The 19,979-nt window shown below is 59.1% G+C and carries 22 protein-coding genes; 10 read left to right on the forward strand and 12 right to left on the reverse strand.

The genetic code is table 11. From position 1 onward, the window contains the following. Positions 1-138: 138 nt before the first annotated feature. On the forward strand, positions 139-1,377 hold the full coding sequence (locus AAE514_RS00760; RefSeq protein ID WP_347329780.1) for an ammonium transporter: 1,239 nt from the start codon (positions 139-141) through the stop codon (positions 1,375-1,377). Positions 1,378-1,877: 500 nt separating this feature from the next. On the opposite strand, the gene AAE514_RS00765 is transcribed toward AAE514_RS00760, so the two are convergent. After that, the gene (locus tag AAE514_RS00765; RefSeq protein WP_347329568.1) at positions 1,878-2,675 is read right to left on the reverse strand and encodes a TrmH family RNA methyltransferase; all 798 of its coding nucleotides are present in this window, start codon (positions 2,673-2,675) and stop codon (positions 1,878-1,880) included. 94 nt (positions 2,676-2,769) lie between these two features. Between AAE514_RS00765 and AAE514_RS00770 the strand changes: the two genes are divergently transcribed. Beyond that, the gene (locus AAE514_RS00770) at positions 2,770-3,135 is read left to right on the forward strand and encodes a TraR/DksA family transcriptional regulator (protein ID WP_347329569.1); all 366 of its coding nucleotides are present in this window, start codon (positions 2,770-2,772) and stop codon (positions 3,133-3,135) included. Here the strand turns inward: AAE514_RS00770 and AAE514_RS00775 are convergent. The 6 genes from AAE514_RS00775 to AAE514_RS00800 all read right to left on the reverse strand — a co-directional run bounded on the left by AAE514_RS00775 (position 3,120) and on the right by AAE514_RS00800 (position 7,011). Further along, positions 3,120-3,533, reverse strand: coding sequence for a CBS domain-containing protein (locus AAE514_RS00775; protein WP_347329570.1), 414 nt, complete (start codon positions 3,531-3,533; stop codon positions 3,120-3,122). The genes AAE514_RS00770 and AAE514_RS00775 overlap by 16 nt on opposite strands. A gap of 151 nt (positions 3,534-3,684) precedes the next feature. Next, a complete protein-coding gene (locus AAE514_RS00780) occupies positions 3,685-4,449 on the reverse strand; it encodes a pyridoxine 5'-phosphate synthase (RefSeq protein ID WP_347329571.1) in 765 nt (254 codons plus the stop codon). After that, a complete protein-coding gene (locus tag AAE514_RS00785; RefSeq protein ID WP_347329572.1) occupies positions 4,446-5,075 on the reverse strand; it encodes a peptidylprolyl isomerase in 630 nt (209 codons plus the stop codon). Before AAE514_RS00785 ends, AAE514_RS00780 begins: the two co-directional genes overlap by 4 nt. Positions 5,076-5,085: 10 nt before the next feature. Then, a complete protein-coding gene (locus AAE514_RS00790; RefSeq protein WP_347329573.1) occupies positions 5,086-5,775 on the reverse strand; it encodes a TIGR04211 family SH3 domain-containing protein in 690 nt (229 codons plus the stop codon). Positions 5,776-5,900: 125 nt separating this feature from the next. Then, complete coding sequence (locus AAE514_RS00795; RefSeq protein ID WP_347329574.1) at positions 5,901-6,200, reverse strand: YciI family protein; 300 nt, start codon at positions 6,198-6,200, stop codon at positions 5,901-5,903. A gap of 67 nt (positions 6,201-6,267) precedes the next feature. Next, positions 6,268-7,011 (reverse strand): VC0807 family protein, encoded by a 744-nt coding sequence (locus AAE514_RS00800; RefSeq protein WP_347329782.1) that lies wholly within the window; start codon positions 7,009-7,011, stop codon positions 6,268-6,270. A 90-nt stretch (positions 7,012-7,101) separates the two neighbouring features. Between AAE514_RS00800 and AAE514_RS00805 the strand changes: the two genes are divergently transcribed. The 5 genes from AAE514_RS00805 (at position 7,102) to rluB (ending at position 11,555) form a co-directional block, all read left to right on the forward strand. Beyond that, positions 7,102-7,935, forward strand: a complete 834-nt coding sequence (locus AAE514_RS00805; protein WP_347329575.1) for a PHP domain-containing protein — start codon at positions 7,102-7,104, stop codon at positions 7,933-7,935. 87 nt (positions 7,936-8,022) lie between these two features. Beyond that, positions 8,023-8,649 carry an L-threonylcarbamoyladenylate synthase gene (locus AAE514_RS00810; protein ID WP_347329576.1) on the forward strand — a complete coding sequence of 209 codons (627 nt, stop codon included), beginning with the start codon at positions 8,023-8,025 and terminating at the stop codon, positions 8,647-8,649. Between the two features lie 125 nt (positions 8,650-8,774). Continuing rightward, positions 8,775-9,635 carry a segregation and condensation protein A gene (locus AAE514_RS00815; RefSeq protein ID WP_347329577.1) on the forward strand — a complete coding sequence of 287 codons (861 nt, stop codon included), beginning with the start codon at positions 8,775-8,777 and terminating at the stop codon, positions 9,633-9,635. 43 nt (positions 9,636-9,678) lie between these two features. After that, a complete protein-coding gene (scpB, locus tag AAE514_RS00820; protein WP_347329578.1) occupies positions 9,679-10,560 on the forward strand; it encodes an SMC-Scp complex subunit ScpB in 882 nt (293 codons plus the stop codon). 122 nt (positions 10,561-10,682) lie between these two features. After that, positions 10,683-11,555, forward strand: coding sequence for a 23S rRNA pseudouridine(2605) synthase RluB (gene rluB / locus AAE514_RS00825; protein WP_347329579.1), 873 nt, complete (start codon positions 10,683-10,685; stop codon positions 11,553-11,555). Between the two features lie 40 nt (positions 11,556-11,595). Here rluB and AAE514_RS00830 read toward each other — a convergent pair whose 3' ends face one another. From AAE514_RS00830 to AAE514_RS00840, 3 genes are all read right to left on the reverse strand, one after another. Then, positions 11,596-12,516, reverse strand: coding sequence for a GGDEF domain-containing protein (locus tag AAE514_RS00830; protein ID WP_347329580.1), 921 nt, complete (start codon positions 12,514-12,516; stop codon positions 11,596-11,598). Positions 12,517-12,801: 285 nt separating this feature from the next. Next, entirely contained in the window at positions 12,802-14,220 is a 1,419-nt protein-coding gene (locus AAE514_RS00835; protein WP_347329581.1) for an ATP-binding protein, read from the reverse strand. Beyond that, entirely contained in the window at positions 14,217-14,936 is a 720-nt protein-coding gene (locus AAE514_RS00840; RefSeq protein ID WP_347329582.1) for a response regulator, read from the reverse strand. Before AAE514_RS00840 ends, AAE514_RS00835 begins: the two co-directional genes overlap by 4 nt. Before the next feature lie 195 nt (positions 14,937-15,131). Here AAE514_RS00840 and AAE514_RS00845 point away from each other — a divergent pair, with 195 nt between their 5' ends. Next, the gene (locus AAE514_RS00845) at positions 15,132-15,686 is read left to right on the forward strand and encodes a flavodoxin (RefSeq protein WP_430623867.1); all 555 of its coding nucleotides are present in this window, start codon (positions 15,132-15,134) and stop codon (positions 15,684-15,686) included. 32 nt (positions 15,687-15,718) lie between these two features. Here AAE514_RS00845 and cmoB read toward each other — a convergent pair whose 3' ends face one another. Together cmoB and cmoA are read right to left on the reverse strand one after the other, a co-directional pair. Then, positions 15,719-16,693 (reverse strand): tRNA 5-methoxyuridine(34)/uridine 5-oxyacetic acid(34) synthase CmoB, encoded by a 975-nt coding sequence (gene cmoB / locus AAE514_RS00850; RefSeq protein WP_430623870.1) that lies wholly within the window; start codon positions 16,691-16,693, stop codon positions 15,719-15,721. Further along, entirely contained in the window at positions 16,693-17,427 is a 735-nt protein-coding gene (cmoA, locus tag AAE514_RS00855; RefSeq protein WP_347329584.1) for a carboxy-S-adenosyl-L-methionine synthase CmoA, read from the reverse strand. The genes cmoB and cmoA overlap by 1 nt, the downstream gene beginning before the upstream one ends. Positions 17,428-17,595: 168 nt before the next feature. On the opposite strand from cmoA, the gene AAE514_RS00860 reads away from it, so the two are divergent. Together AAE514_RS00860 and AAE514_RS00865 are read left to right on the forward strand one after the other, a co-directional pair. Next, positions 17,596-19,239 carry a tetratricopeptide repeat protein gene (locus AAE514_RS00860; protein ID WP_347329585.1) on the forward strand — a complete coding sequence of 548 codons (1,644 nt, stop codon included), beginning with the start codon at positions 17,596-17,598 and terminating at the stop codon, positions 19,237-19,239. 31 nt (positions 19,240-19,270) lie between these two features. Continuing rightward, a complete protein-coding gene (locus tag AAE514_RS00865) occupies positions 19,271-19,978 on the forward strand; it encodes a sensor histidine kinase (protein WP_347329586.1) in 708 nt (235 codons plus the stop codon). Position 19,979: the final 1 nt, after the last annotated feature.

Consider the following 19,979-nt stretch of genomic DNA (forward strand, 5'->3'; position numbering starts at 1 on the left):
TTCGCACCGACAGAGTGCAAAAAATCCTAACAATAGATGGCTTCTTTGAAGGCGATCAGAACAAATGAGGAAGAGCGTATGAATAAGCGAAAGGCGGCCCCGGGGCTGCTTCTGCTGGCATTTGCCCCCCTGTCGGCCATGGCCCAACCTGAGCTCAACGGTGCCAACACCGCCTGGATCCTGACCGCCACGGCACTGGTCCTGTTCATGACTTTACCCGGCCTGTCTTTGTTTTACGGAGGCTTGGTTCGCTCCAAGAACATTCTTTCAATTCTGATGCAGTGTTTCGCCATTGCTTGCCTGGCATCGTTGATCTGGATGGTGGTGGGTTACAGCCTGAGTTTTGGTGAGGGGAACGCGTGGATTGGCGATACCAGCCGCGTCATGTTTTCCGGAATGGGGAAGGAATCGCTGGCCGGTGACATTCCCGAGAGTCTGTTCAGCTTGTTTCAGATGACCTTTGCGGTGATCACCCCGGCATTGATTGTCGGTGCTTTCGCCGAGCGAATGAAATTTTCGGCGGTGCTGATTTTCTCCACGCTGTGGCTTTTCGGTGTGTACTTTCCGATCTGTCACTGGGTCTGGGGCGGCGGCTGGATGGGCGCGATGGGCGTTCTGGATTTCGCCGGCGGCATCGTGGTGCATATCACGGCCGGTGTGGCGGCGTTGGTGGCGGCTTTGGTATTGGGGCCCCGCGACGGCTTCCCCAAAACGGCCATGCCTCCGCACAATATGACGATGACGGTCACCGGCGCCGGTATGCTCTGGGTGGGCTGGTTCGGTTTCAATGGCGGCAGTGCGCTGGCGGCCAACGGGGACGCGAGTATGGCGATGCTGGTTACCCATATATCGGCGGCGGCCGGTTCTCTGGCCTGGATGACGATGGAGTGGGTCAAGTTCAGTCGCCCGAGTGTTCTGGGGATTGTCACGGGGATGGTGGCCGGTCTGGGCACGATCACGCCGGCTTCTGGGTTTGTCGGTCCGGGCGGGGCTTTGGTGATTGGTCTGGCGGCCGGGGTGGTGTGTTTTTATGCCACTCAGGCGATGAAGCGGGTTTTCAAAATAGATGATTCGTTGGATGTGTTTCCGGTCCACGGTGTCGGGGGCATTTTGGGGACGTTGTTGGCGGGTATTTTTGCGTCGACGGACTTGGGTGTGTTCAGTGGTCAGGGCTTTGCCGATGGGGTGGAGTCGATCGGTCAGCAGTTTGGTATTCAGACAATTGGTGTGGTTGCTGCGATTGCGTATACCGCTGTGGTGACGTTTGTTCTTCTTAAAATAACCGGCGTAGTGACTTCTGGTTTGCGTGTTTCTCGCGAAGAAGAGCTGATTGGTCTGGATATTACCCATCACGAAGAAGAAGGCTACAAAATATAGTTCTGCTTGCTTCGTAGGGGAGTGCTACGGGAGGGTATACCCCTCAGAGACACGCCGTAAACCCGTGACGTGAAGGGATTCACTAATGCCGCGATGGCATGGATGCCATAGAGCGGCCCATGGGGGCTCGATTACCTGCCGTCCAGGCAGGTAACGGTCTCTGAGGGGGATACCCTCCCTCCGCGCTGCCAACTGATGATCAGGCGGAGGTAGACAGTATTTCAAAAAAGCGTTTGAGGGATCGGCTATTGGGTAGGAGCACAGAGCGCTAAAACGAACCTGAATTTCGCTGAATTCTAGCAGCTTCAGGCGAGAGTGGAATCACGTTGGGGCTCTATCTCCTACCAGCTTTCAGTTGGCAGCCGCGAAGGGAGTGTAGGTGGGTCCGGGACCGTTACCCGCCTGGACGGCGGGTAATCGAGCCCCCATGGATGGGTTTACGGCGTGTCCCGGACCCTCCTACACTCCCGCAGCACTCCAATTCGAAGTCCTCTCTAGTTCTAAACAACCCCCTGAAACGCAATCAAAGCGGCCGTCACCGCAACGTTCAACGATTCGACGCCATTGTTCATGGGGATTCGAAGCTGCTGGTTGCAGTACTGGTTGGACTCCTTGGAAACCCCCTCCGTCTCATTGCCCAACACATAAACACAGTCGCTCGTCGGTTTGAAATCACCCAGAGCTTGCGAAGCGTGCGACGACAGCCCGCAGATCGCAGCGCCGCGCTCGCGCAAGCTCGACAACGCCTCAGGCAACGAATGACACCGGAGAATAGGCGCTCGAAACACCGTGCCCGCACTCGCCTTAATCACCAGCGAATCAATCTGCGCGCCGCCTTTTTGGGGAATCAGAATACCGTCGATGTCGCCGGCGCAGGCCGAGCGGATGATCATGCCCAGATTCTGAGGGTTGGTGACTCGGTCCAGTGCGATCAAGCGGAAAGGCGAAGAGGGCGGTTTGTCCAGAAAGGCGTCCAACGTCTGATAGCCCCGGCACTGAAGGTCCGCCGCCACCCCCTGATCCTGCTTGCTGTTTTTTGAAATCCGCGAAAGCCCCTTGCGGTCGTGGTACAGCACCTCCGCCCCGTGCTCACCGGCAATGGCGATGATCTCATCCAAAACTGGCGCCGGTTTGTTGCTGTCGGCCAAATGCAAGCGGAAGAGCTTGACCGCCGGATCGCGCAGCGCCTCAAGCACCGGCTTGCGGCCATAAACGGTCAGCAGCGAATCAAAAAACCGCTTGCGGTTCAGGTATTCAGCGGAGTCTTCGGTGGGGTGGGAGTCTCGGGACTTATTCATGGTTGTTGGGCCAGCCGGATTTCAAAGGCCGTATTATAACTTGTCGGTCAAGGGACCGCCTCGCTACACTTATTCTTTTGGCCGGAGAGCGGTAATGGCGGAAGCGTTAACCCCAGAGCAACTGAGCCGTCTCAAAGCACAACTGGAAAGCTTGAGGGCCGACCTGGAGGCTTTGCTGGCCGAAGGTGACGCGACCAAGGCGGTGGAGCTGGACCAGAGCCGGCAGGGGCGGCTTTCGCGGATGGATGCCATGCAGCAGCAGGCGATGGCGGTGGCCGCGCACGAAACCCACCGCCAACAGCTGCGCCAAGTGCTCCGGGCTCTGAAGCGCATGGAAGAAGACGATTACGGTTACTGCCGCGAGTGCGATGAACCCATCGCCTATAAGCGTTTGACGGTGCGCCCCGAGGCCGAGCTGTGTCTTCAGTGCCAATCCAACAAGGATCAGACGCTAAGGTAGCAGTCCTCGTCGTTGTCGATCAGCGCTTGTAAAATGTGTTGGCGGGTGATGATGCCTACCAGTTTGCCGTCGCTGACCACAGGATAGTTCTTGGGTTTTTGGTGTAGCATCGTCTGCGCCATTTCCACGATGCTGGTGCTCGGCGTTACCGTCAAAACATCAGCGGTCATAACCGTGCGGACACTCGGTGGCTTGTCGCAGAAGAAAGCGCCGTTCAGCATCTCTTTAATGCAATCCTGCTCTGAGACAAAACCCACCACGGACTCGCTCTCATCAATGACCGGTACGCCGGTCATGCCGCTTTTGAGCAGCCGCTCCACCACTTGGGCGGTATTGGCATTGACTGAGATCGCGTGGGTGTCCCGCTGCATGTAGTCTCTCACCAGTATCGAATGCATTGCTGACTCCTTAACATGGCCTTGGGATAAGGCCTGTTGATACGGGCCGCCCTCGCCGTACCGGGAGGGAGACCCGTGGGTGGGTTTCCCTCCGGGTGGGCGAGAGCGTCACTGTAAGCATAGCCGATAATGGCGACTGGGGCCGGGGCTCTTAGCCGCCCCGGCAAATGTTCAGGTAGGCGCGAACGGCGGCGGCCAGGCCCATCTGCAGGGCGTCCACGGTGAGCGCATGGCCGATGGAGACTTCATCCACGCCCCGTATGTGGAGGAACTCTTGTAGGTTATCCAGATTCAGGTCGTGGCCGGCGTTGACGCCCAGGCCGATCTCGTGGGCGTGGCGGGCGGCCAGGCGATAGCGATCGAGTAGGGCGTCCAGCTCGGAGTTGTGGGCTTTATGGGCGGCGGCGTAGGGGCCGGTATACAGCTCAATTCGGTCGGCTCCCACCGCGCGGGCCAGGTCGATCTGCTCCAGGTCCGGATCCATAAAGAGACTTACCCGGCAGCCGAAATCCTGCAGCTCGGCGATGATCGGCTTGAGTGTTTCGCTGCTGCGGGTCAGGTCGAACCCGTGGTCGGAGGTGAGTTGATCGTCACTGTCTGGCACCAGAGTGCATTGATCCGGCCGGGCCTGCTCCACCAGGGCCATAAACCCCGGGTAGCGGCCGTTTGCCTCGGCGTGAGGGTTTCCTTCGATATTGAACTCTACCCCCTCCTTGGTTTTGAGCCGTTCACTCAACGCCAACACGTCGTCGGGTCGGATGTGGCGCTGGTCTGGGCGGGGGTGTACGGTCAGGCCGTCGGCTCCCGCGTCCAGGCAGATCTGGCCGTGCTGAACCACATCGGGGTAGTTGCCCTCGCGGGAATTGCGGATAAGGGCGATCTTATTCAGGTTGACGCTCAGTAGAGTGGTGCTCATGGTGATTCCTGCTCCACGTTGGCCTCGAGAATTCGCACGGGCGTTTTGGGGGCATCCGGGTATCTTTTGTAGTTGCCCTTGGGCTCTTCAACGATCTTGATGACCGTGTCGTGTCCCTCCACTACTCGGCCGAAGACGGTGTAGCCCGGCTGTTCCTCTTTGGCGTCCAGGCTCTGGTTGTGGTTGAGGTTGATATAGAACTGGGACGTCGCGCTGTCGGGGTCTCGATGGCGGGCCATGGCCACGGTCATCGGTTTATTGCTTAAACCGTTGTCGGATTCGTTCTCGACCGGCTCGCGCGGCTCCTTGCGGGTAAAGTCATAGGTCAGGCCGCCCCCTTGCACCACAAAGCCGGGAATGACCCGATGGAAAATGGTACCGCTATAAAAACCATCTTTGACGTATTGCAGGAAGTTCTCGACGGTTTTGGGTGACTTATCGGGGAACAGCTCCAATACAATCGGGCCCAGGTCGGTTTTCAGGAGTACGCGCGGCTTATCGGCATCGGCCCCTTCCTGCCCCCAGGAGGGGGCCGATGCCAACAGGGCGACAAAAAGCAACGCACAGGAGGATTGGCCAATGAATTGACGAATGAATTGAAAGGTGCGGCTCGTGGTAGCGCTCATGGTCTTCCCCTTATCGCCATTCCGACTGGCGCCGGCGTTTGCCGATCGCCTGCAGGATCAGTGACAGCAGCACGCCGGCCACGAGAATACCCCCTCCGAATAGCCAGTCCTGGTAGCGGCGGTCGCGCTTGAGGCGTTCGTTATTGGCTTGTACCACGTCATGGCGAGTCTGCAGCATTTGGTAGTTTTCACTTAGCTCTTTATGTTGCTGGTGCAGGCTGACCGCATCCGCTGAAACGGATTGGAGACGCTCGTGTTCCTCCTGTAGGGCTGCGTAGCGCTCGCGAACCTCCCGTAACTCTTCTTCCAACTGGGTGATCTGGTTCCTTGCCTCGGACAGTTGGTTCTCCAGCGCCTGGTTTTGTTCACCGACACTACCGGCTCGCTGCTGCAGGCGCTCGAGCTTGAGAGCGGCGGTCGGCTCAGACAAAAGGAACTGGCTCCGGATCCAGCCCTCCTTGCCGTCTTGGGTGCGCACCAGGCTCCAGGACTCGCCGTCCTCGCTTTCATCCTCGCGCACCAACTCCAGGCGGGTGCCGCTCGGCAGCCCCTGATGCACAATTCGGTATTGGTTGCCCATGCCGCTGCGCAGGGGTACATAGAGCACATCGGACACATAGCGGTCCTGAGCCAAAACGGCGGGGCTAAGGACCGGCATCGCCAGGACAAGCACACTGAGGATGAACAAAACTTTTTTCACGCGTATACCCATTGTTTATTGGTGGGTGAGTAAAAATGTCTAACGTTATTGAGATTGTACGGCAAACAATAGTAGGGCCAAGTGCGCTGGACCACAAATTTGCATTGCTTGGGCCGTGGCCGCGCTTAGGGCAGTACTCGCTTAAACGGTTTTACTACCACTTTGGCATAGACCCCAGCGGCCACGTAAGGGTCGGCATCGGCCCACTCGCGAGCACTATCCAGTGAATCGAATTCCGCCACCACCAGGCTACCGGTCATGCCCGCCGCGCCGGGGTCTTCGCTGTCGGTGGCCGGGTGCGGCCCTGCCAGCAGTAATCGGCCGGCGTCCTTTAGTGCGTTCAGTCGAGCGATATGGTCCGCTCTTGCGCTCTTGCGCTTTTCCTGACTGTTGGAGACATCTTCACTCATAATGGCGTAAAACATAATCGCTCCTTTTTAGTCGCCGCTTAGTGGTCTAGCGGTTGCATAGTATTGAGTGGCTGGTACGGCATTAACTGCCGTCATTAATCACATCCTCCAGCCCCAGGTGAGTGAGCTTACGGATACGGCGAAACAAATAGAACAAGGCAAACATCATAATCACCATGGCGGGCAAGGCGATGACGGGAAAGCTCAGCGCGGTCATTTTGCCTAGCTCCGCGTTGAAAGCCACGGTTCCCGGGTCGCTGATCAAAATGACCTTGGCCAGAATATAGTTCAACAGGGAAGAAAGGAAAAAAGAACCGGCAACCATGTAAGAGGCGTTTCGCAAGGTGCGCTCAAACGCGCGTTCGTTATCGTACTCCGCAAGGGCGGCCGCCACCTTATCCACTTTCAGCACCTTGTCGTTGTAGAGGAAGGTTTTTACCAAAGGATAGCGGGTTTTCATGGACAGCAGGGTGGCCAACCCGATGATTCCGGGAATGGCGGCTTCCTTGATGGCGATATACTGGGGGTCCAGCTCAAGGAGGCTGATGCCGCCGGTCAATAAGATGCTGAAAAAGCCCAGGGCGGAAAATACGTTCATTTTCCGGCTGACCAGAAAGTCCCGCGCGCCGTAGACGAGGGGAAAGGCCAGGGCGACCACGATGCCCAGCTTAATGCCCAACTGATCCTCGCCGCTGAACTTGGTCAGGATCAGCGTTGGGATCACGATATTGAGCAATAAGTTGGCCAGCAGACTTTCCCGTTTGGGCTTGGTCGGCTGCTCGGATAGGGCTTGGTTTTTATCGGTGGCGCTGTCGCTATCGGTCATTCGGGCCTCGTAGGTGCCAATTCGGTGGTGGTTCATGGCTCTGGAGCGTTCAGGCATGCCATAATGCGATTTTTGCGGCGGGAGCCTTATTTGTTCGACTTACACAGCCATAGCCACTGCTCAGACGGTATTTTAAGCCCTGAAGCGCTGATGTCGAGGGCCAAAGCGCAAGGGGTTCACACTCTGGCGCTGACGGATCACGATACCGTAGCCGGGGTGGCGCGTGCCCGGGTGGCCGCCGCTGCCGAAGGTCTGACACTGGTGGCCGGAATAGAGTTCTCCAGTCAGTGGGGGCGCGGCGGCGTTCATATTGTCGGTCTAAGCATTGACACGGATTCCGCCCCTTTGCAAGCGGCCATTGAGCGCCAGCAGGCAGCGCGGGCGAGTCGGGCCGAGGCCATTGCCGAGCGGCTGGGCCGCCTAGGCATTCCGGGGGCGCTGGAGGGAGCTTCGGCCCTGGCCGGAGAAGCCCACCTGGGGCGGCCCCATTTCGCGCAATTTCTGGTGGACCGCGGTCTCGTCAAGGATCAGAATGCAGCGTTCAAGAAGTACTTGGGGGCGGGAAAACCCGCCGATGTTCGGTTCCAGTGGCCGGACATGCCAACCGTTGTGAACTGGATTCACCAGGCGGGCGGGCTTGCGGTACTTGCCCACCCGAAAAAATACCCGCTTACTCGCACCAAAATGTGTGCCTTGGTGTCGGACTTTGTTGAAGCGGGCGGCGACGCGATGGAGATAATCAGCGGGCAGCAGCCCTCTGGAACCGCCGAGGACCTGGCGCGCATCGCCGCTCGAGAGGGGCTGGCGGCCTCTTGTGGCAGTGATTTCCACCGTCCGGAGGCGCCCTGGCAGGAATTGGGTAACTTTGGTCCTTTGCCGCCGGGCTGCCGGCCCGTGTGGGAATTGCCCGGCTTTGCCGCTTGAGGCCCATGTTCGGCCCTCAAGCCTGGGTTCGGCCACTGAGAAAGCACCGTTTGATTAACATGACAGCACGATAAGAGCAGACGTTTTATGGCCCAGTATTTTCAGATCCACCCCGACAACCCTCAGGACCGCCTAATACGCCAGGCGGTGGATATTATTCGCGGCGGCGGCATTGTGGCGTACCCGACGGATTCGGCCTATGCGCTGGCCTGCCACATCGGGGACAAAATGGCGCTCGACCGCATTCGTTTAATGCGCCGGCTCGATAAGCATCACAATTTTACCCTGATGTGTCGGGATCTCTCCGAGTTGGCCACCTTTGCCCGGGTCGACAATCAGGCCTTCCGGTTGCTGAAAAACCACACCCCGGGGCCTTTTACCTTCATTTTGCCCGGTACCTCGGAAGTGCCGCGCCGACTAATGCACCCCAAGCGCAAGACAATCGGCCTGCGAGTGCCAGATAACCGTATCGCCCTGGCGTTGATGGAAGCGTTGGGAGAGCCACTGATGAGCAGCAGCCTGTTGATGCCCGAGCACGACTTGCCCCTGAGTGACCCGCTCGATATCCGCGAACGGCTGGAGCATCAGATTGAACTGGTTATCGACGGCGGTAACTGTGGTCTCGAGCCGACCACCGTGGTGGACCTTACCGGCCCCGTGCCCGTAGTGACCCGCCAGGGCAAGGGGGACGCTTCGGCGTTTATCCCGGAGTAAACCCCTTATCCCCGGGCGAGTAGGCCCCGACGGGTTTAGTCGTTATAATGCCGGTCACCTGGCGGTCGGGCCCGAGACCGGCCCGCCTTTCCACCCACCCGAGCGTTGCCGGGGCGAGAGAGTTAATGAGTTCACCCGCAGACAATACCGCCGAAACGGTTTCCGCCGAGCCCGCGAAGGATAAGGAGGCCTCCCGGCACCCAAGCCAGGGGGAGATGCCCTTCGCCATCGTGCAGGGCAAGGCCTATACCGAACTGCCCAAGGACCTCTACATCCCGCCGGATGCCCTGGAGGTGTTTCTGGAGGCGTTTGAGGGGCCGCTGGACCTGCTTTTGTATCTCATCCGGCGTCAGAACCTCGATATCCTTGATATCGACGTGTCTGAAATCACCAGCCAGTACATGGCCTATGTGGAACTGATGGACGTCGCTCATTTCGAGCTGGCGGCGGAATATCTGGTGATGGCCGCGATGCTGGCGGAGATCAAGTCCCGGATGCTCCTGCCTAGGAGCCATGAGGAAGAAGAAGAGGAGGAGGACCCGCGAGCGGCGTTGATTCGCCGCCTGCAGGAGTATGAACGCTTCAAGGAGGCCGCCGAGGATTTGGACGAACTGCCACGAGTGGGGCGAGAGGTGTTTCAGGCGACGGCCGAAGCTCCCGATCGCAACCTGACTCGGCCCGAGCCGGAGGTGGAACTCACGGAAGTCCTCCTGGCGCTGTCCGAGGTGCTGCGTCGGGCGGATATGTTCGAAAGTCACCACGTGGAGAAGGAAAAGCTTTCCACGCGCGAGCGCATGGCCCAGGTGCTGGATAAGCTGGCGCACAATCAATTTATGCCGTTTGTGGCGCTGTTTCGCGTGGAAGAAGGGCGCTTGGGCGTCGTGGTGACCTTCCTGGCGGTGATGGAACTCATCAAAGAGGCGTTGGTGGAAATCGTTCAGAGCGAACCCTTTGGCCCTATTCACGTAAAGGCGCGAGTGCAATAGTGCTCCCCGCCCCCGACGAATTCACTGTGAACCAAGAATGACCATGGAATTAACCCAACTGCGCACGATCATTGAAGGCGCTCTTTTGGCCGCTGGCCAGCCGCTCAACCTCAACCGCCTGAAAGCGTTGTTCGAGGAAGAGGAAGCGCCCGAGAACGACGACATCCGAGCGGCGCTTGAAACCATTGCCGCGGACTGCGAAGGTCGCGGTTTTGAGTTGAAGGAAGTCGGCTCGGGCTGGCGCTTCCAGGTGCGGCCGGATACGGCGCCCTGGGTCAATCGGTTGTGGGAAGAAAAGCCCCAGAAGTACTCCCGGGCGCTGCTCGAAACCCTCGCCTTGGTGGCCTATCGCCAGCCCATCACTCGCGGCGATATTGAAGAGATTCGTGGTGTGGCCGTCAGCTCGCACATTATCAAAACCCTGACCGAGCGGGAGTGGGTAAAGGCGGTGGGCCATCGCGATGTGCCCGGCCGCCCGGCGCTGTATGCCACTACTCGACAGTTTCTCGACTATTTCAATCTGAAAAGTCTGGATGAACTGCCGAGCCTGGGCGAGATAAGGGACCTGGACGATATTAACGCCGCATTGGACCTGGACGGCTCCAAAGCCGACAAAACCACCGCTGACCAAGGCCAAGCCAACGATTCCGACCCCAACGCCGCCTCCGACACTCAGGCCGCGGCAGCGGAACACGAACCCTCGGCGGAGGAACCGACGCCTTCGGCGGAAGCAGAGCCTTCTACCGATGACCCGAAGCCGCCCGCCGAGGAGCAGACGGCTCAAGAGGAGCCGGAAGCCGACACTTCCAAAGCCACAGAGGCTGCTGAAGAGGCGTCTGACCCCGGCGTCGAGCGTCCATCACATGCGCCGGATTCCCCTTCCGAGCACGAACCCAATAATGAGGCAGATCCGTCGTCCTTATGAGCAAATCGAAACGACCCAACCCGTTCGGGCCTTCAAGCTCTCGTAGCAAACCGAACTCCAAGCCCTCTCCGGACGCTGCCCCCAAAAAGGGGGGAGGGCCGAAGAAGGGCGCAGGGCAAGAGGTGTCCGCCCCGCGGGATGAAAAACTACAGAAGGTCTTGGCCCGCTCCGGGCTGGGTTCGCGCCGGGAAATGGAGCGGGCCATTGAGGCCGGGGAAGTGCGCGTCAATGACCGCGTGGCTCACCTGGGCGACCGTGTTACCCCCGAGGATGCCATCTTCTATCGCGATGAACGGGTGGACGTGCGCACCCAGGTTTCGCGTCAGCGGGTCATTCTGTATAACAAGCCGGAGGGGGAAATCTGCTCACGCCATGACCCCGAAGGGCGCCGTACCGTCTTTGAAAACCTGCCGACGCTCAAGGGCGAGCGCTGGATTTCAGTGGGACGGCTGGACTTCAATACCAGTGGTCTGCTGCTCTTCACCAACGACGGCGAGCTGGCCAATAAGCTGATGCACCCCTCCTCGGTCATCGACCGGGAATACCTGGTCCGCATTCAGGGGGCGGTGGACGAGGAAATGAAGCGTCAGCTGGTGGAAGGTGTGCTGTTGGAAGACGGCGTGGCCCGCTTTACCGATATTGTCGAAGGCGCCGGTGAGGGCCGTAACCGCTGGTTTTACTGTGTGGTCATGGAGGGGCGCAACCGCGAAGTTCGCCGGCTCTGGGAGTCCCAGGGGGTAAAGGTCAGTCGCCTGAAAAGGGTGCGTTACGGAAATATTTTCATCCCTTCCCATGTTCGTGTCGGCCAGTGGGTGGAGCTTAACGACAAGGAGATTCGAGATCTGCTATTGACTGCTGGCCTGAATCGTCCCTCGGTCAAAAAGCTGACGCCGGAGGAGCAGCGGCGGCTGGAACGTCAGGAAAACAAGTTGCGCTCCGGCGCCGGGAAACGCTCACTGCCTCCGCGTTCGGGCAAACGTAAGCCTTCAAAATGATATTGAGGGCGCACCAAAGGCTGCACCGCCTCTGCACGAGTTAGCCCTGAAGAGTTTGGGGGGCCTGAAGGGATGCGGTTGGGTTGGTTTCCGGCACCACGCGGTTGCGCCCCCTGGCCTTTGCGCGATACAGCGCATGGTCGGCCCGATCGAACAAGCTGTGCAAAGACACCTCCCCCTCCTGCCGCCGGGTGCTGATGCCCATGCTAACCGTTACGGGGCGCTCGGTGCGGGCAAAAACCTGAGCCACGGTGTGGCGTAGGCGCTCGGCAATCACGGCGGCGCCTTCCGGCCCGGTATTGCTCAGCAATACGACAAACTCCTCTCCACCGTAGCGGTAAACCAGGTCCGAGTCTCTCAGAGTGTCGGAAATCAGCTGGGCCACCTGCTTGAGAATCTCATCCCCCCGGCTGTGGCCGAGCTGGTCATTAATTTTCTTGAAGTGATCCACATCCACTAGCAGCATCGATAGCTCGCTTCCCTGGCGCTCCGCCAGTCGCAGCTCCCGGTGCAGGGCGCTATCCAGCGCCGCTCGATTACCGAGGCCGGTTAGGGAGTCCACCAGCGCCAGGCGCAGCGCATCCTGGTGACGCAGGGCATTGCTCAGAGGCAAAACCAGGAGGCTCAGCCACTCTTCCACCTCTGCCAGTTGCCGTTCGCTGAAGCGGCGGTCCCAGTGAAACGTCAGGTGTCCGAGCTTTTGGCTGTTGCCGTTCAAGGCATAGTCTGACTTGTGTCGACCTTCGTGGCCCAGTTCTACCCCAGGCTGGGAACACGGCGGCGTGTAGGTGAGGCCGGCAAACCCCAGTTGTGGCGCCAAAGCGTCATAAAAGTGAGAGACCATCACCGCCGGCTCCTGAGAGGTCAGCAGACGCTGGAGTAGACGCAGTCGCTGTTCAGCGGAGGCGGGTTCAGCACTCGGGGCAAAAGCGGGGCGGCGGTGTTGCGCGTCGTCGACCATGGGTTTTCGTCGCTCAGTCGGAGTTATTGGGTTGGCCCAGGTATGAATTTTGGGCTGGATAACTCTCCTAAGCGATTTTCGTGCCAGATAGCACGGACGCCTGGTAACTTATTGATTTATAAAGGAAGTTGAGTTAGGAGGGGAGGGTGAGCTGGGCAGTTTGTTGTTGAATTTGGCGAAGGCGTCAGAATTCCGACAAACCTTGCCGCCCAGGCGGACAAGTTTCGCCGCCTGGTACATTTTTGTCACGATTTTCCGACGCCTTGTCACTCCCTTCCGTCGTCGCTAGGCTTCCTCCTTGTCTTCTCCGGGGAGGCAGACTTCCACACAGAGCCCGCCGCCCTGGCGATTCCAGGCTTCAATGGTGCCTTGGTGAAGTGCAACGCTGCGTTGGGCGATGGCCAGGCCGAGCCCGTAGCCGCCGCTTTCCCGGTTGCGGTCTTCGTCCGTGCGGTAAAACGGCTGGAAAATATCGGTAAGACTTTCCGGGGGCACGCCCGGCCCTTCGTCGCAGATTTTTACGCAGTACTGAGGAGTCTCAGGCGTGTCGGTCTCGTGCCGCTCCAACACCAGCCGAACAGTGGTGGAAGGGTAGGTGTAGTGCAGGGCATTGCGCAGAATGTTCTCAAAAACGCCCACCAGCATGTTGCCGTGGGTGGCCACCAGCGCTTCGTCGAGAGAGGTCACCAGCTTCAGTGTCACCGACTTTCGCTCGGCCTCCAGCCGGTAATTGTCCATGAGTGTTTCCAGCAGTGCGCGTAGGTCCAGAGTGTCGTTCAGCTCCCAGCCACCGGCGTCGTGAACGGGTAACGCCAGAATGTCCGAAATCACATCGCCCAGATAATCGGCGGCCTTTTTGATTCGGTCCAATTCCTTGTCCACCTGGCCGTCGCTGCGCTGCTGGGCGATCCCCAGGGCGACTTGCAGTCGGGCGAGCGGGGAGCGTAGCTCGTGGGAGACGTCCTTGATCAGCCGCTTCTGCTCCAGCATGGCTTTTTCCAGCCGCTCGGTCATGTGGTCGAAATCCCGGCCCAGCGCGGCGATTTCATCACGCCGGCCGGCAAAGTGTGAGCTGACTCGAACGCTCAAGTCTCCATTGGCGATTTGCTTGGTGGCCTTTTGCAGGGTGGCCACGCTGCGGGAAAAGTGACGCGCCAGAAAAAAGCAGGCCACGCCGCAGATCAAGATTGAGACCAGCATAAGGGGCCAGATGTTGCTGATAAACAGCTGCCGCATAATATCGGCTTCGGAGGGATCATCCTGGGTGGAGGAAACGGTCACGACCTTGATGCGCTCGCCGTCGTTGAGCGACATGTAGCGGCCGTAGATTTTCTGATGGCCTTCGATGTGACGGCCATAGGGCTTGATGCTGGTCAATTCCGGTAGTAGCTCGTGAACGCCCTCCGGCAAAGAGCGATTGAGAAGCTCTTCGCCGCCATCATCCACAATGTAGAAGTACTGTGTCGACCAACGGGGCATGGCTTTCATGTCGTCAATCAGCTCTTCCTTGTTGCGATTGATGGCCGAGCCGACCATCTGGAATAGCAGCCGCCGGGCGGGGGCGTAATCCTTGTCGTAGCGGTACTGGTTGAGGTTGCAGTCCGGTGCCAGATCAAACCAGTGCACCAGCACATTGGTGGCCACTATGATCAGCGCGGTAATCAACCAGAAGGTGAAAAAGACTTTGAGGTAAAGCCGGGTCATGCGGAAGCGGCTCCGTCCCCGGCCTCTTCATTGAGCGTCAGCATATAACCGGCCCCTCGGACGTTAATGATCATTTCCCGCCGGGCCCCGGCCGCGGTTAGCTTTTTGCGAATATTGCTGACGTGAACATCAATGCTGCGGTCGTAGGGGGTCAATTTGCGGTTAAGCGCCTGTTCGGTGAGTTCGTCTTTGCTGATCACATGGCCCGCCCGTGCCACCAGTAGCTCCAAGACGCTGAACTCGGTACCGGTGAGGGGAACGTCTTGCTCTTTCCAGTGGGCGCTGCGGCTGCCCAGATGCAGACGCAAATCCTCTACTTGCAGGGAGCCCGAGCTGCCGGGTAGCTGGGGGGCGGGGGAGGCCCGGCGCAGTACCGCCCGTAAACGGGCGACCAGTTCACGCGGGTCACAGGGTTTGGGCAGATAGTCGTCGGCGCCGATCTCCAGGCCGACCACCCGGTCGATGGTATCTCCTTTGGCGGTCAGCATAAGCACCGGAGTGGTGTACTTCTGCCGCACCTCTTTGAGCACGTCAAAGCCGCTGCGCTTGGGCAGCATCACATCCAGCACAATGGCAGCGTAGTTGTCCCGAGCGATCTGTTCGAGCGCTTGCTCACCGTCGTGGGCCATATCGACCTGAAAGCCCTCCGCGGTCAGGTACTCGTTGAGCAACTGGCAGAGTTCTTGGTCGTCATCGATGAGTAGCAGTTTCACCATGGTGTCGCCGGTTTCGCCTTTCAGTGGGATTCGTGAAGCTAGTGTGCAACAGTGCCGGGCATCTGTCATGGCATGCCGACGGCTTTAACCTTTTTTAACACGGGCATAGCCGCGGGCGGGGTACTTGCCTGCGGAGCCCATAATTGGGAGAATTCGCCCTCCAAACCGGCCCGGACGAAACGGGGTCGGCTCGACATGACTGAGGTGAATGTGGCGAAAATTGGTCTGTTTTTCGGCAGCGACGAGGGTAACACGGAACGGGTAGCCTACTTGATTCAGCAGTGTCTCGGTCAGGACCGGGTGGATGTGCACGACATTGCCGATGTGACCCAACTGGATTTGGCCCGCTATGAGCAGATGATTCTCGGAATTCCCACCTGGGATTTCGGCCAGATTCAGTCGGACTGGGAAGAGTTTTGGGACGATGTGGCCGAGGTGGACTTCTCCGGCAAAACCGTGGCGTTATTCGGCCTGGGAGACCAGTTTGGTTACGGCGACTATTTTCTGGATGCCATGGGCATGCTGCATGATGTAATCGTGGCCAACGGCGCCCGCATCGTGGGACACTGGCCGACGGAAGGCTACGACTTTGAAGCTTCCAAGGCGGAAATCGCCGGCGAAGGACTGTTTGTAGGCCTGGCGCTGGATGAAGACCAGCAGGAAGAACAGACTGCGGAGCGGCTCAACCGCTGGTGCCGCCAAATCCACGAGGCCTTCGGTTTGGATGCCCCATTCACGCCCCTGAACTAATACTGCCAACGTCTTGGCAGCCCGGTGGCCTGCTAAGGCGCTTCTGCCACAAACACCGCCCTAATAGGCGCCGGATGGCCTTCCGCCGTTCGGCTCGGGTCCTCCGGGTCGAGAAATTCCGCCAGTGAGTGAAAGCGCATCCAGTCGGTGGCGCGCTGTTCCTGGGTGGTGGTGGGGCAGAAGTCCACCATCCGGGGGGCCTGGAAACCCACTTTGCGCAGCCAGCGCAACAGGCTGGGGCCACTGGGGAGAAACCAGACGTTGTTCATCTTGGCGTAGCGGCCCTCGGGTACCAGCACTTCGCCGTCCTCGCCCTCAATCACGAGGGTTTCCAGCACTAGCTGTCCGCCGGGGCGCAACGCCTCTTTGAGCTCGCGCAAGTGGTCCATGGGCGAGCGCCGGTGATACAGCACCCCCATGGAGAAAACGGTATCAAAAGCCTGCAATTTTGCCGGCAGTGCCTCAATGCCCGCCGGCAGCACATCGACCGGGGGCGCGCCTCCTATGAGCCGTTTGATGATTTCAAACTGCACCACGAAACGCGGGGAGGGGTCGATGCCAATCACCCGTTCGGCCCCCGCCCCAAGCATTCGCCAGCAGTGGTAGCCATTCCCGCAGCCCACATCCAGCACCCAACGATGCTTCAACGGGGCCAAATGGGGCAGTACCCGTTCCCACTTCCAGTCTGAGCGCCACTCGGTGTCCAGGTGAATGCCGTGTATGTGGAAGGGTCCCTTGCGCCAGGGAATCAGCGCTTCCAGAGTTTCCCGCAATTGGTGACGGGTGGCCTCGCTTATATCCTCTGCGGTTCCGATTCGCACCGTCTGCTCCAGATCCACTGTGGAGGGGTGGGTCTGGGGTAGGGCGTCAAGTGCCTCCAGCCACTGGGGCAGGTCTCCGTAGCGTTGGGTGTCCAGCCCGCGGGCAATTTGCTCGGGCAGTCGCTCGGCCCAGGGGGCGAGTTTGGGGTGGTTCCGCAGGGCGGTTAATAGAGGTTGGTAATCCATCATTTGATCGCGATCAGAGAAGCAAAGTTGAAGCACTGGAACCAGACATCAACGCTGGTGAAACCCGCCCGGCGCAACCGTTCGCGGTGAGCGCTCAGCGTTTCGGGAATCAATACCTGCTCCAGGGCGCTGCGTTTCTGGGCAATTTCCAGGTCGCTGTAACCGTTGGCCCGTTTGAAATTGTGATGCAGTTCAATCATCAGCTCATTGTGGGGCGGATCGTCAAAGGCGACCTTCTCGGACAAGATCAGCACGCCCCCGGATAGAAGTCCTTCGGCGATGTGCTTGAGGGTGTCCAGCCGTTCCTCCACGGGAATGAACTGCAAGGTGAAGTTGAGCACCGCCATGGAGGCGTTTTCGGGCCTGATCCGCTGTAGGTCCTCGCATACCAGCTCTACCGCTGGCTCGGCGGTGTCCGCCGCCAATACCTGCCGGCAGCGCTCAATCATCGCGGGGGAGTTGTCCACCGCGACGATGTCGCAATGGCTTGCGCGAATTCGGTGGCGCATGGCCAGGGTGGCGGCACCCAGGGAGCAGCCCAGGTCGTAGCAGCGGCTGTTGCTGCGGGCGTAGCGCTCAGCCAGATCCCCGATCATATTGATGATGGTGGCGTAGCCGGGTACGGAGCGTTTGATCATGTCGGGAAACACCTCGACCACTGCCCGGTCAAAGGCAAAACGGTCGACTTCCCCCAGGGGGTTGGCGTACAGCTGGTCGGGACGAGTGTCGGACATGGAAAGTACCTGTAACCGGGGATCGCGCAGAGCGCGAATTGTACCGGTTGCCGGCGTGAATTGGCAGGGGCGATAGGTTTTTGAGTTTCTTGCCTTTTCTGTCACCTGAGCGGTGTTTGCGCTATTCTTTGTGGAAAGTGGATGTCGCCCCCGTTTCGGAGACACTGTATGGCCTACGCCGGGTACAGCAAACTGCGCGCCCTGATAGTGGACGATTTTGACAGCTTTCGCATGACCGTCAGCAAAATGCTGATGGACCTGGGCGTCACCTCTATTGATACCGCCGCCCACGGGGCGGAGGCGCTGAAGTTGTGCAAAACCAACCGCTACGATTTAATTGTGTGCGATCATAACTTGGGCAAGGGTAAAACCGGCCAACAGGTGCTGGAGGATTTGCGCTACCATCGAATTCTGGACCCGCTGGCGGTGTTTATTCTGATCTCAGCCGAATCCAGCCGCAGTATTGTCATGGCGGCCTATGACTACCAGCCGGATGAATACCTCACCAAGCCCATTACCACACGCTCGCTTCAGCGCCGACTGGACCGCCTGATGGCCCGGCGGGACAAGCTCGGCCCGATCCAACGGGCCATTGATACCGGCCAGACAGACGCTGCCATTGAACTGTGTCGCCAGGAGGTGGAGGCCGAGGGCCGGTTTGCCCCTCAGGCGCAAAAATTACTCGGTCAACTTTATTTTGATCAGGGCGATCTGGAGGCCGCCGAACACCTGTACCGCGAGGCCCTTGAGCAGCGCCCCCTGGACTGGGCCATGCTGGGCATGGCAGAGGTTAAGCGGGCTCAAGGGGAAGACCTTAGTGCCCAGCAGTGGCTGGAGGAAACGCTTCAAGAGCACCCCATGTGCATGCGAGCTTATGACTTGCAGGCCGAGTTGTGCCGAAAGCAGGGCGCGCGGGACCGACTGCAGAAAGTGCTGAACGATGCAGTTGAGGTATCTCCGTTGGCGATTCAGCGCCAACAACAGCTCGCCGATGTGGCTTTGGAAAATAATGACGTGCAGACGGCGGCTTTGGCTTATCGCAAAGCAGTGCGGTTGGGGGAAAACTCCGTCTATGACCTGCCCGAGGTCCACCTGAATCTGGCTCGAACCACGGCCAGTCTGTTTCAGGAGGACAAAACCCTTGCCAAACAGTTGTCCCGGGATGCCTTGCGAGTATTGGCGGAGTACGAACAGCGTTTCGGAAAGACACCGGAGATGCATGCCGAAGTGCGGATGATGGAAGCCCAGATTGCCGCCGGCCAGGGCGACAAACGCAAAGCCGAGCAACTGTTGTCCGATGCCCAGGACGTGTTGACCGAGGAAGCCCTGGTATTGGGGCTGGAGGCTTCGCTCGAGCTGGTGAAAAGCTACCGGGCGTTGGGACGCTACGACGAGGCGGCGGAACTGCTCAAGGAGCTGGTCTCGGTATATGGGCAGCAGGAGGCCGAGCTGGAGAAAATTGATCGCCTCCTGGAGGAGCCGGTGAGCCAGAAGAACCGCCAGCTAGTGGCGGAAATCAACCAGCGGGGTATCGGCCACTACGAGAACGCGCAGTATCGCGAGGCCATTGAGTGCTTTGATCAAGCGCTGCGCAAGTTCCCCCGGCACATCGGTGTGCGTTTGAATTTGGCGCAGGCACTTCTGGATAAGATGGCCGATGAACAGACCAACGAAACCGAGGTCGAAAAGCTCAACGATACATTGTTGTTTGTCTCCGAGACCATCACCCCAAACCACGAACAATTCCGTCGTTTCCGTCAGCTGCAGGATCTGCAAAAGCAGTGTGAACGACGCCTAAAAACCGGTGCCTGAGCCACTTCATGGTGTAAAAAGCGGAGTAGTTATGCCGAACTCGCCTCTGGAAGAAGCCGACGATCAGCTCGACTTCAGTTTTGTGCTGGCCTCGAGTGTGCACGATATGAAAAATTCGCTCGGGATGTTGTTGCATACGCTGGAGGACATGCTAGCGCAGACCCCCCCCGAGAACGAGGCTCAGAGGAGAACCTTTGCGGTGTTGGGGTATGAAGCCTCCAGAATCAATAGCGAACTGGTGCGGCTGCTATCCCTCTACCGGCTGCAACACGAGTCGCTTCGCGTCCATCTGGACGAGCACTTTGTGGCGGACACATTGGAAGACCAGCTCGATCGCAACGATGTGCTATTTCAGGCTCGGGGGCTTACCGCCGAAGTGATTTGTGACCCAAGTCTCAAATGGTACTACGACAGCGAGTTGATCGGCGGAATCATCAACAATGTGTTGGTCAATGGGGCCCGTTACTCCACGGAACATTTACAAGTGCGCGCGAGCGAGGATCAAGGTACACTTTGCATCGCGATTGCCGATGACGGGGACGGATACCCCCAATCCATGCTGGACGCCCCGTTTGAACCCAACGCGGGTGTCTCGTTCTCTAACGGCAGCACCAACCTCGGTTTACTGTTTGCTCACCGGGTGGCGGAGATGCATCGGGTGAACGGGCGGCAGGGGTCGCTTCGCCTGGAGAACAACGGTCCGCTGGGAGGCGGGGTGCTGACCCTGCGGTTGCCGTAGG

The organism is Marinimicrobium locisalis (genome assembly GCF_039822625.1).
Lineage (GTDB): Bacteria > Pseudomonadota > Gammaproteobacteria > Pseudomonadales > Cellvibrionaceae > Marinimicrobium > Marinimicrobium locisalis.

Excerpts from the sequence above, each read along its gene's own strand:
- AAE514_RS00760 (WP_347329780.1), top strand. The coding sequence starts at position 139 with ATGGCCCAACCTGAGCTCAACGGTGCCAACACCGCCTGGATCCTGACC.
- AAE514_RS00765 (WP_347329568.1), bottom strand. The coding sequence starts at position 2,675 with ATGAATAAGTCCCGAGACTCCCACCCCACCGAAGACTCCGCTGAATAC.
- AAE514_RS00770 (WP_347329569.1), top strand. The coding sequence starts at position 2,770 with ATGGCGGAAGCGTTAACCCCAGAGCAACTGAGCCGTCTCAAAGCACAA.
- AAE514_RS00775 (WP_347329570.1), bottom strand. The coding sequence starts at position 3,533 with ATGCATTCGATACTGGTGAGAGACTACATGCAGCGGGACACCCACGCG.
- AAE514_RS00780 (WP_347329571.1), bottom strand. The coding sequence starts at position 4,449 with ATGAGCACCACTCTACTGAGCGTCAACCTGAATAAGATCGCCCTTATC.
- AAE514_RS00785 (WP_347329572.1), bottom strand. The coding sequence starts at position 5,075 with ATGAGCGCTACCACGAGCCGCACCTTTCAATTCATTCGTCAATTCATT.
- AAE514_RS00795 (WP_347329574.1), bottom strand. The coding sequence starts at position 6,200 with ATGTTTTACGCCATTATGAGTGAAGATGTCTCCAACAGTCAGGAAAAG.
- AAE514_RS00800 (WP_347329782.1), bottom strand. The coding sequence starts at position 7,011 with ATGACCGATAGCGACAGCGCCACCGATAAAAACCAAGCCCTATCCGAG.
- AAE514_RS00810 (WP_347329576.1), top strand. The coding sequence starts at position 8,023 with ATGGCCCAGTATTTTCAGATCCACCCCGACAACCCTCAGGACCGCCTA.
- AAE514_RS00815 (WP_347329577.1), top strand. The coding sequence starts at position 8,775 with ATGAGTTCACCCGCAGACAATACCGCCGAAACGGTTTCCGCCGAGCCC.
- scpB (WP_347329578.1), top strand. The coding sequence starts at position 9,679 with ATGGAATTAACCCAACTGCGCACGATCATTGAAGGCGCTCTTTTGGCC.
- AAE514_RS00830 (WP_347329580.1), bottom strand. The coding sequence starts at position 12,516 with ATGGTCGACGACGCGCAACACCGCCGCCCCGCTTTTGCCCCGAGTGCT.
- AAE514_RS00835 (WP_347329581.1), bottom strand. The coding sequence starts at position 14,220 with ATGACCCGGCTTTACCTCAAAGTCTTTTTCACCTTCTGGTTGATTACC.
- AAE514_RS00840 (WP_347329582.1), bottom strand. The coding sequence starts at position 14,936 with ATGGTGAAACTGCTACTCATCGATGACGACCAAGAACTCTGCCAGTTG.
- AAE514_RS00845 (WP_430623867.1), top strand. The coding sequence starts at position 15,132 with ATGACTGAGGTGAATGTGGCGAAAATTGGTCTGTTTTTCGGCAGCGAC.
- cmoB (WP_430623870.1), bottom strand. The coding sequence starts at position 16,693 with ATGGATTACCAACCTCTATTAACCGCCCTGCGGAACCACCCCAAACTC.
- cmoA (WP_347329584.1), bottom strand. The coding sequence starts at position 17,427 with ATGTCCGACACTCGTCCCGACCAGCTGTACGCCAACCCCCTGGGGGAA.
- AAE514_RS00860 (WP_347329585.1), top strand. The coding sequence starts at position 17,596 with ATGGCCTACGCCGGGTACAGCAAACTGCGCGCCCTGATAGTGGACGAT.
- AAE514_RS00865 (WP_347329586.1), top strand. The coding sequence starts at position 19,271 with ATGCCGAACTCGCCTCTGGAAGAAGCCGACGATCAGCTCGACTTCAGT.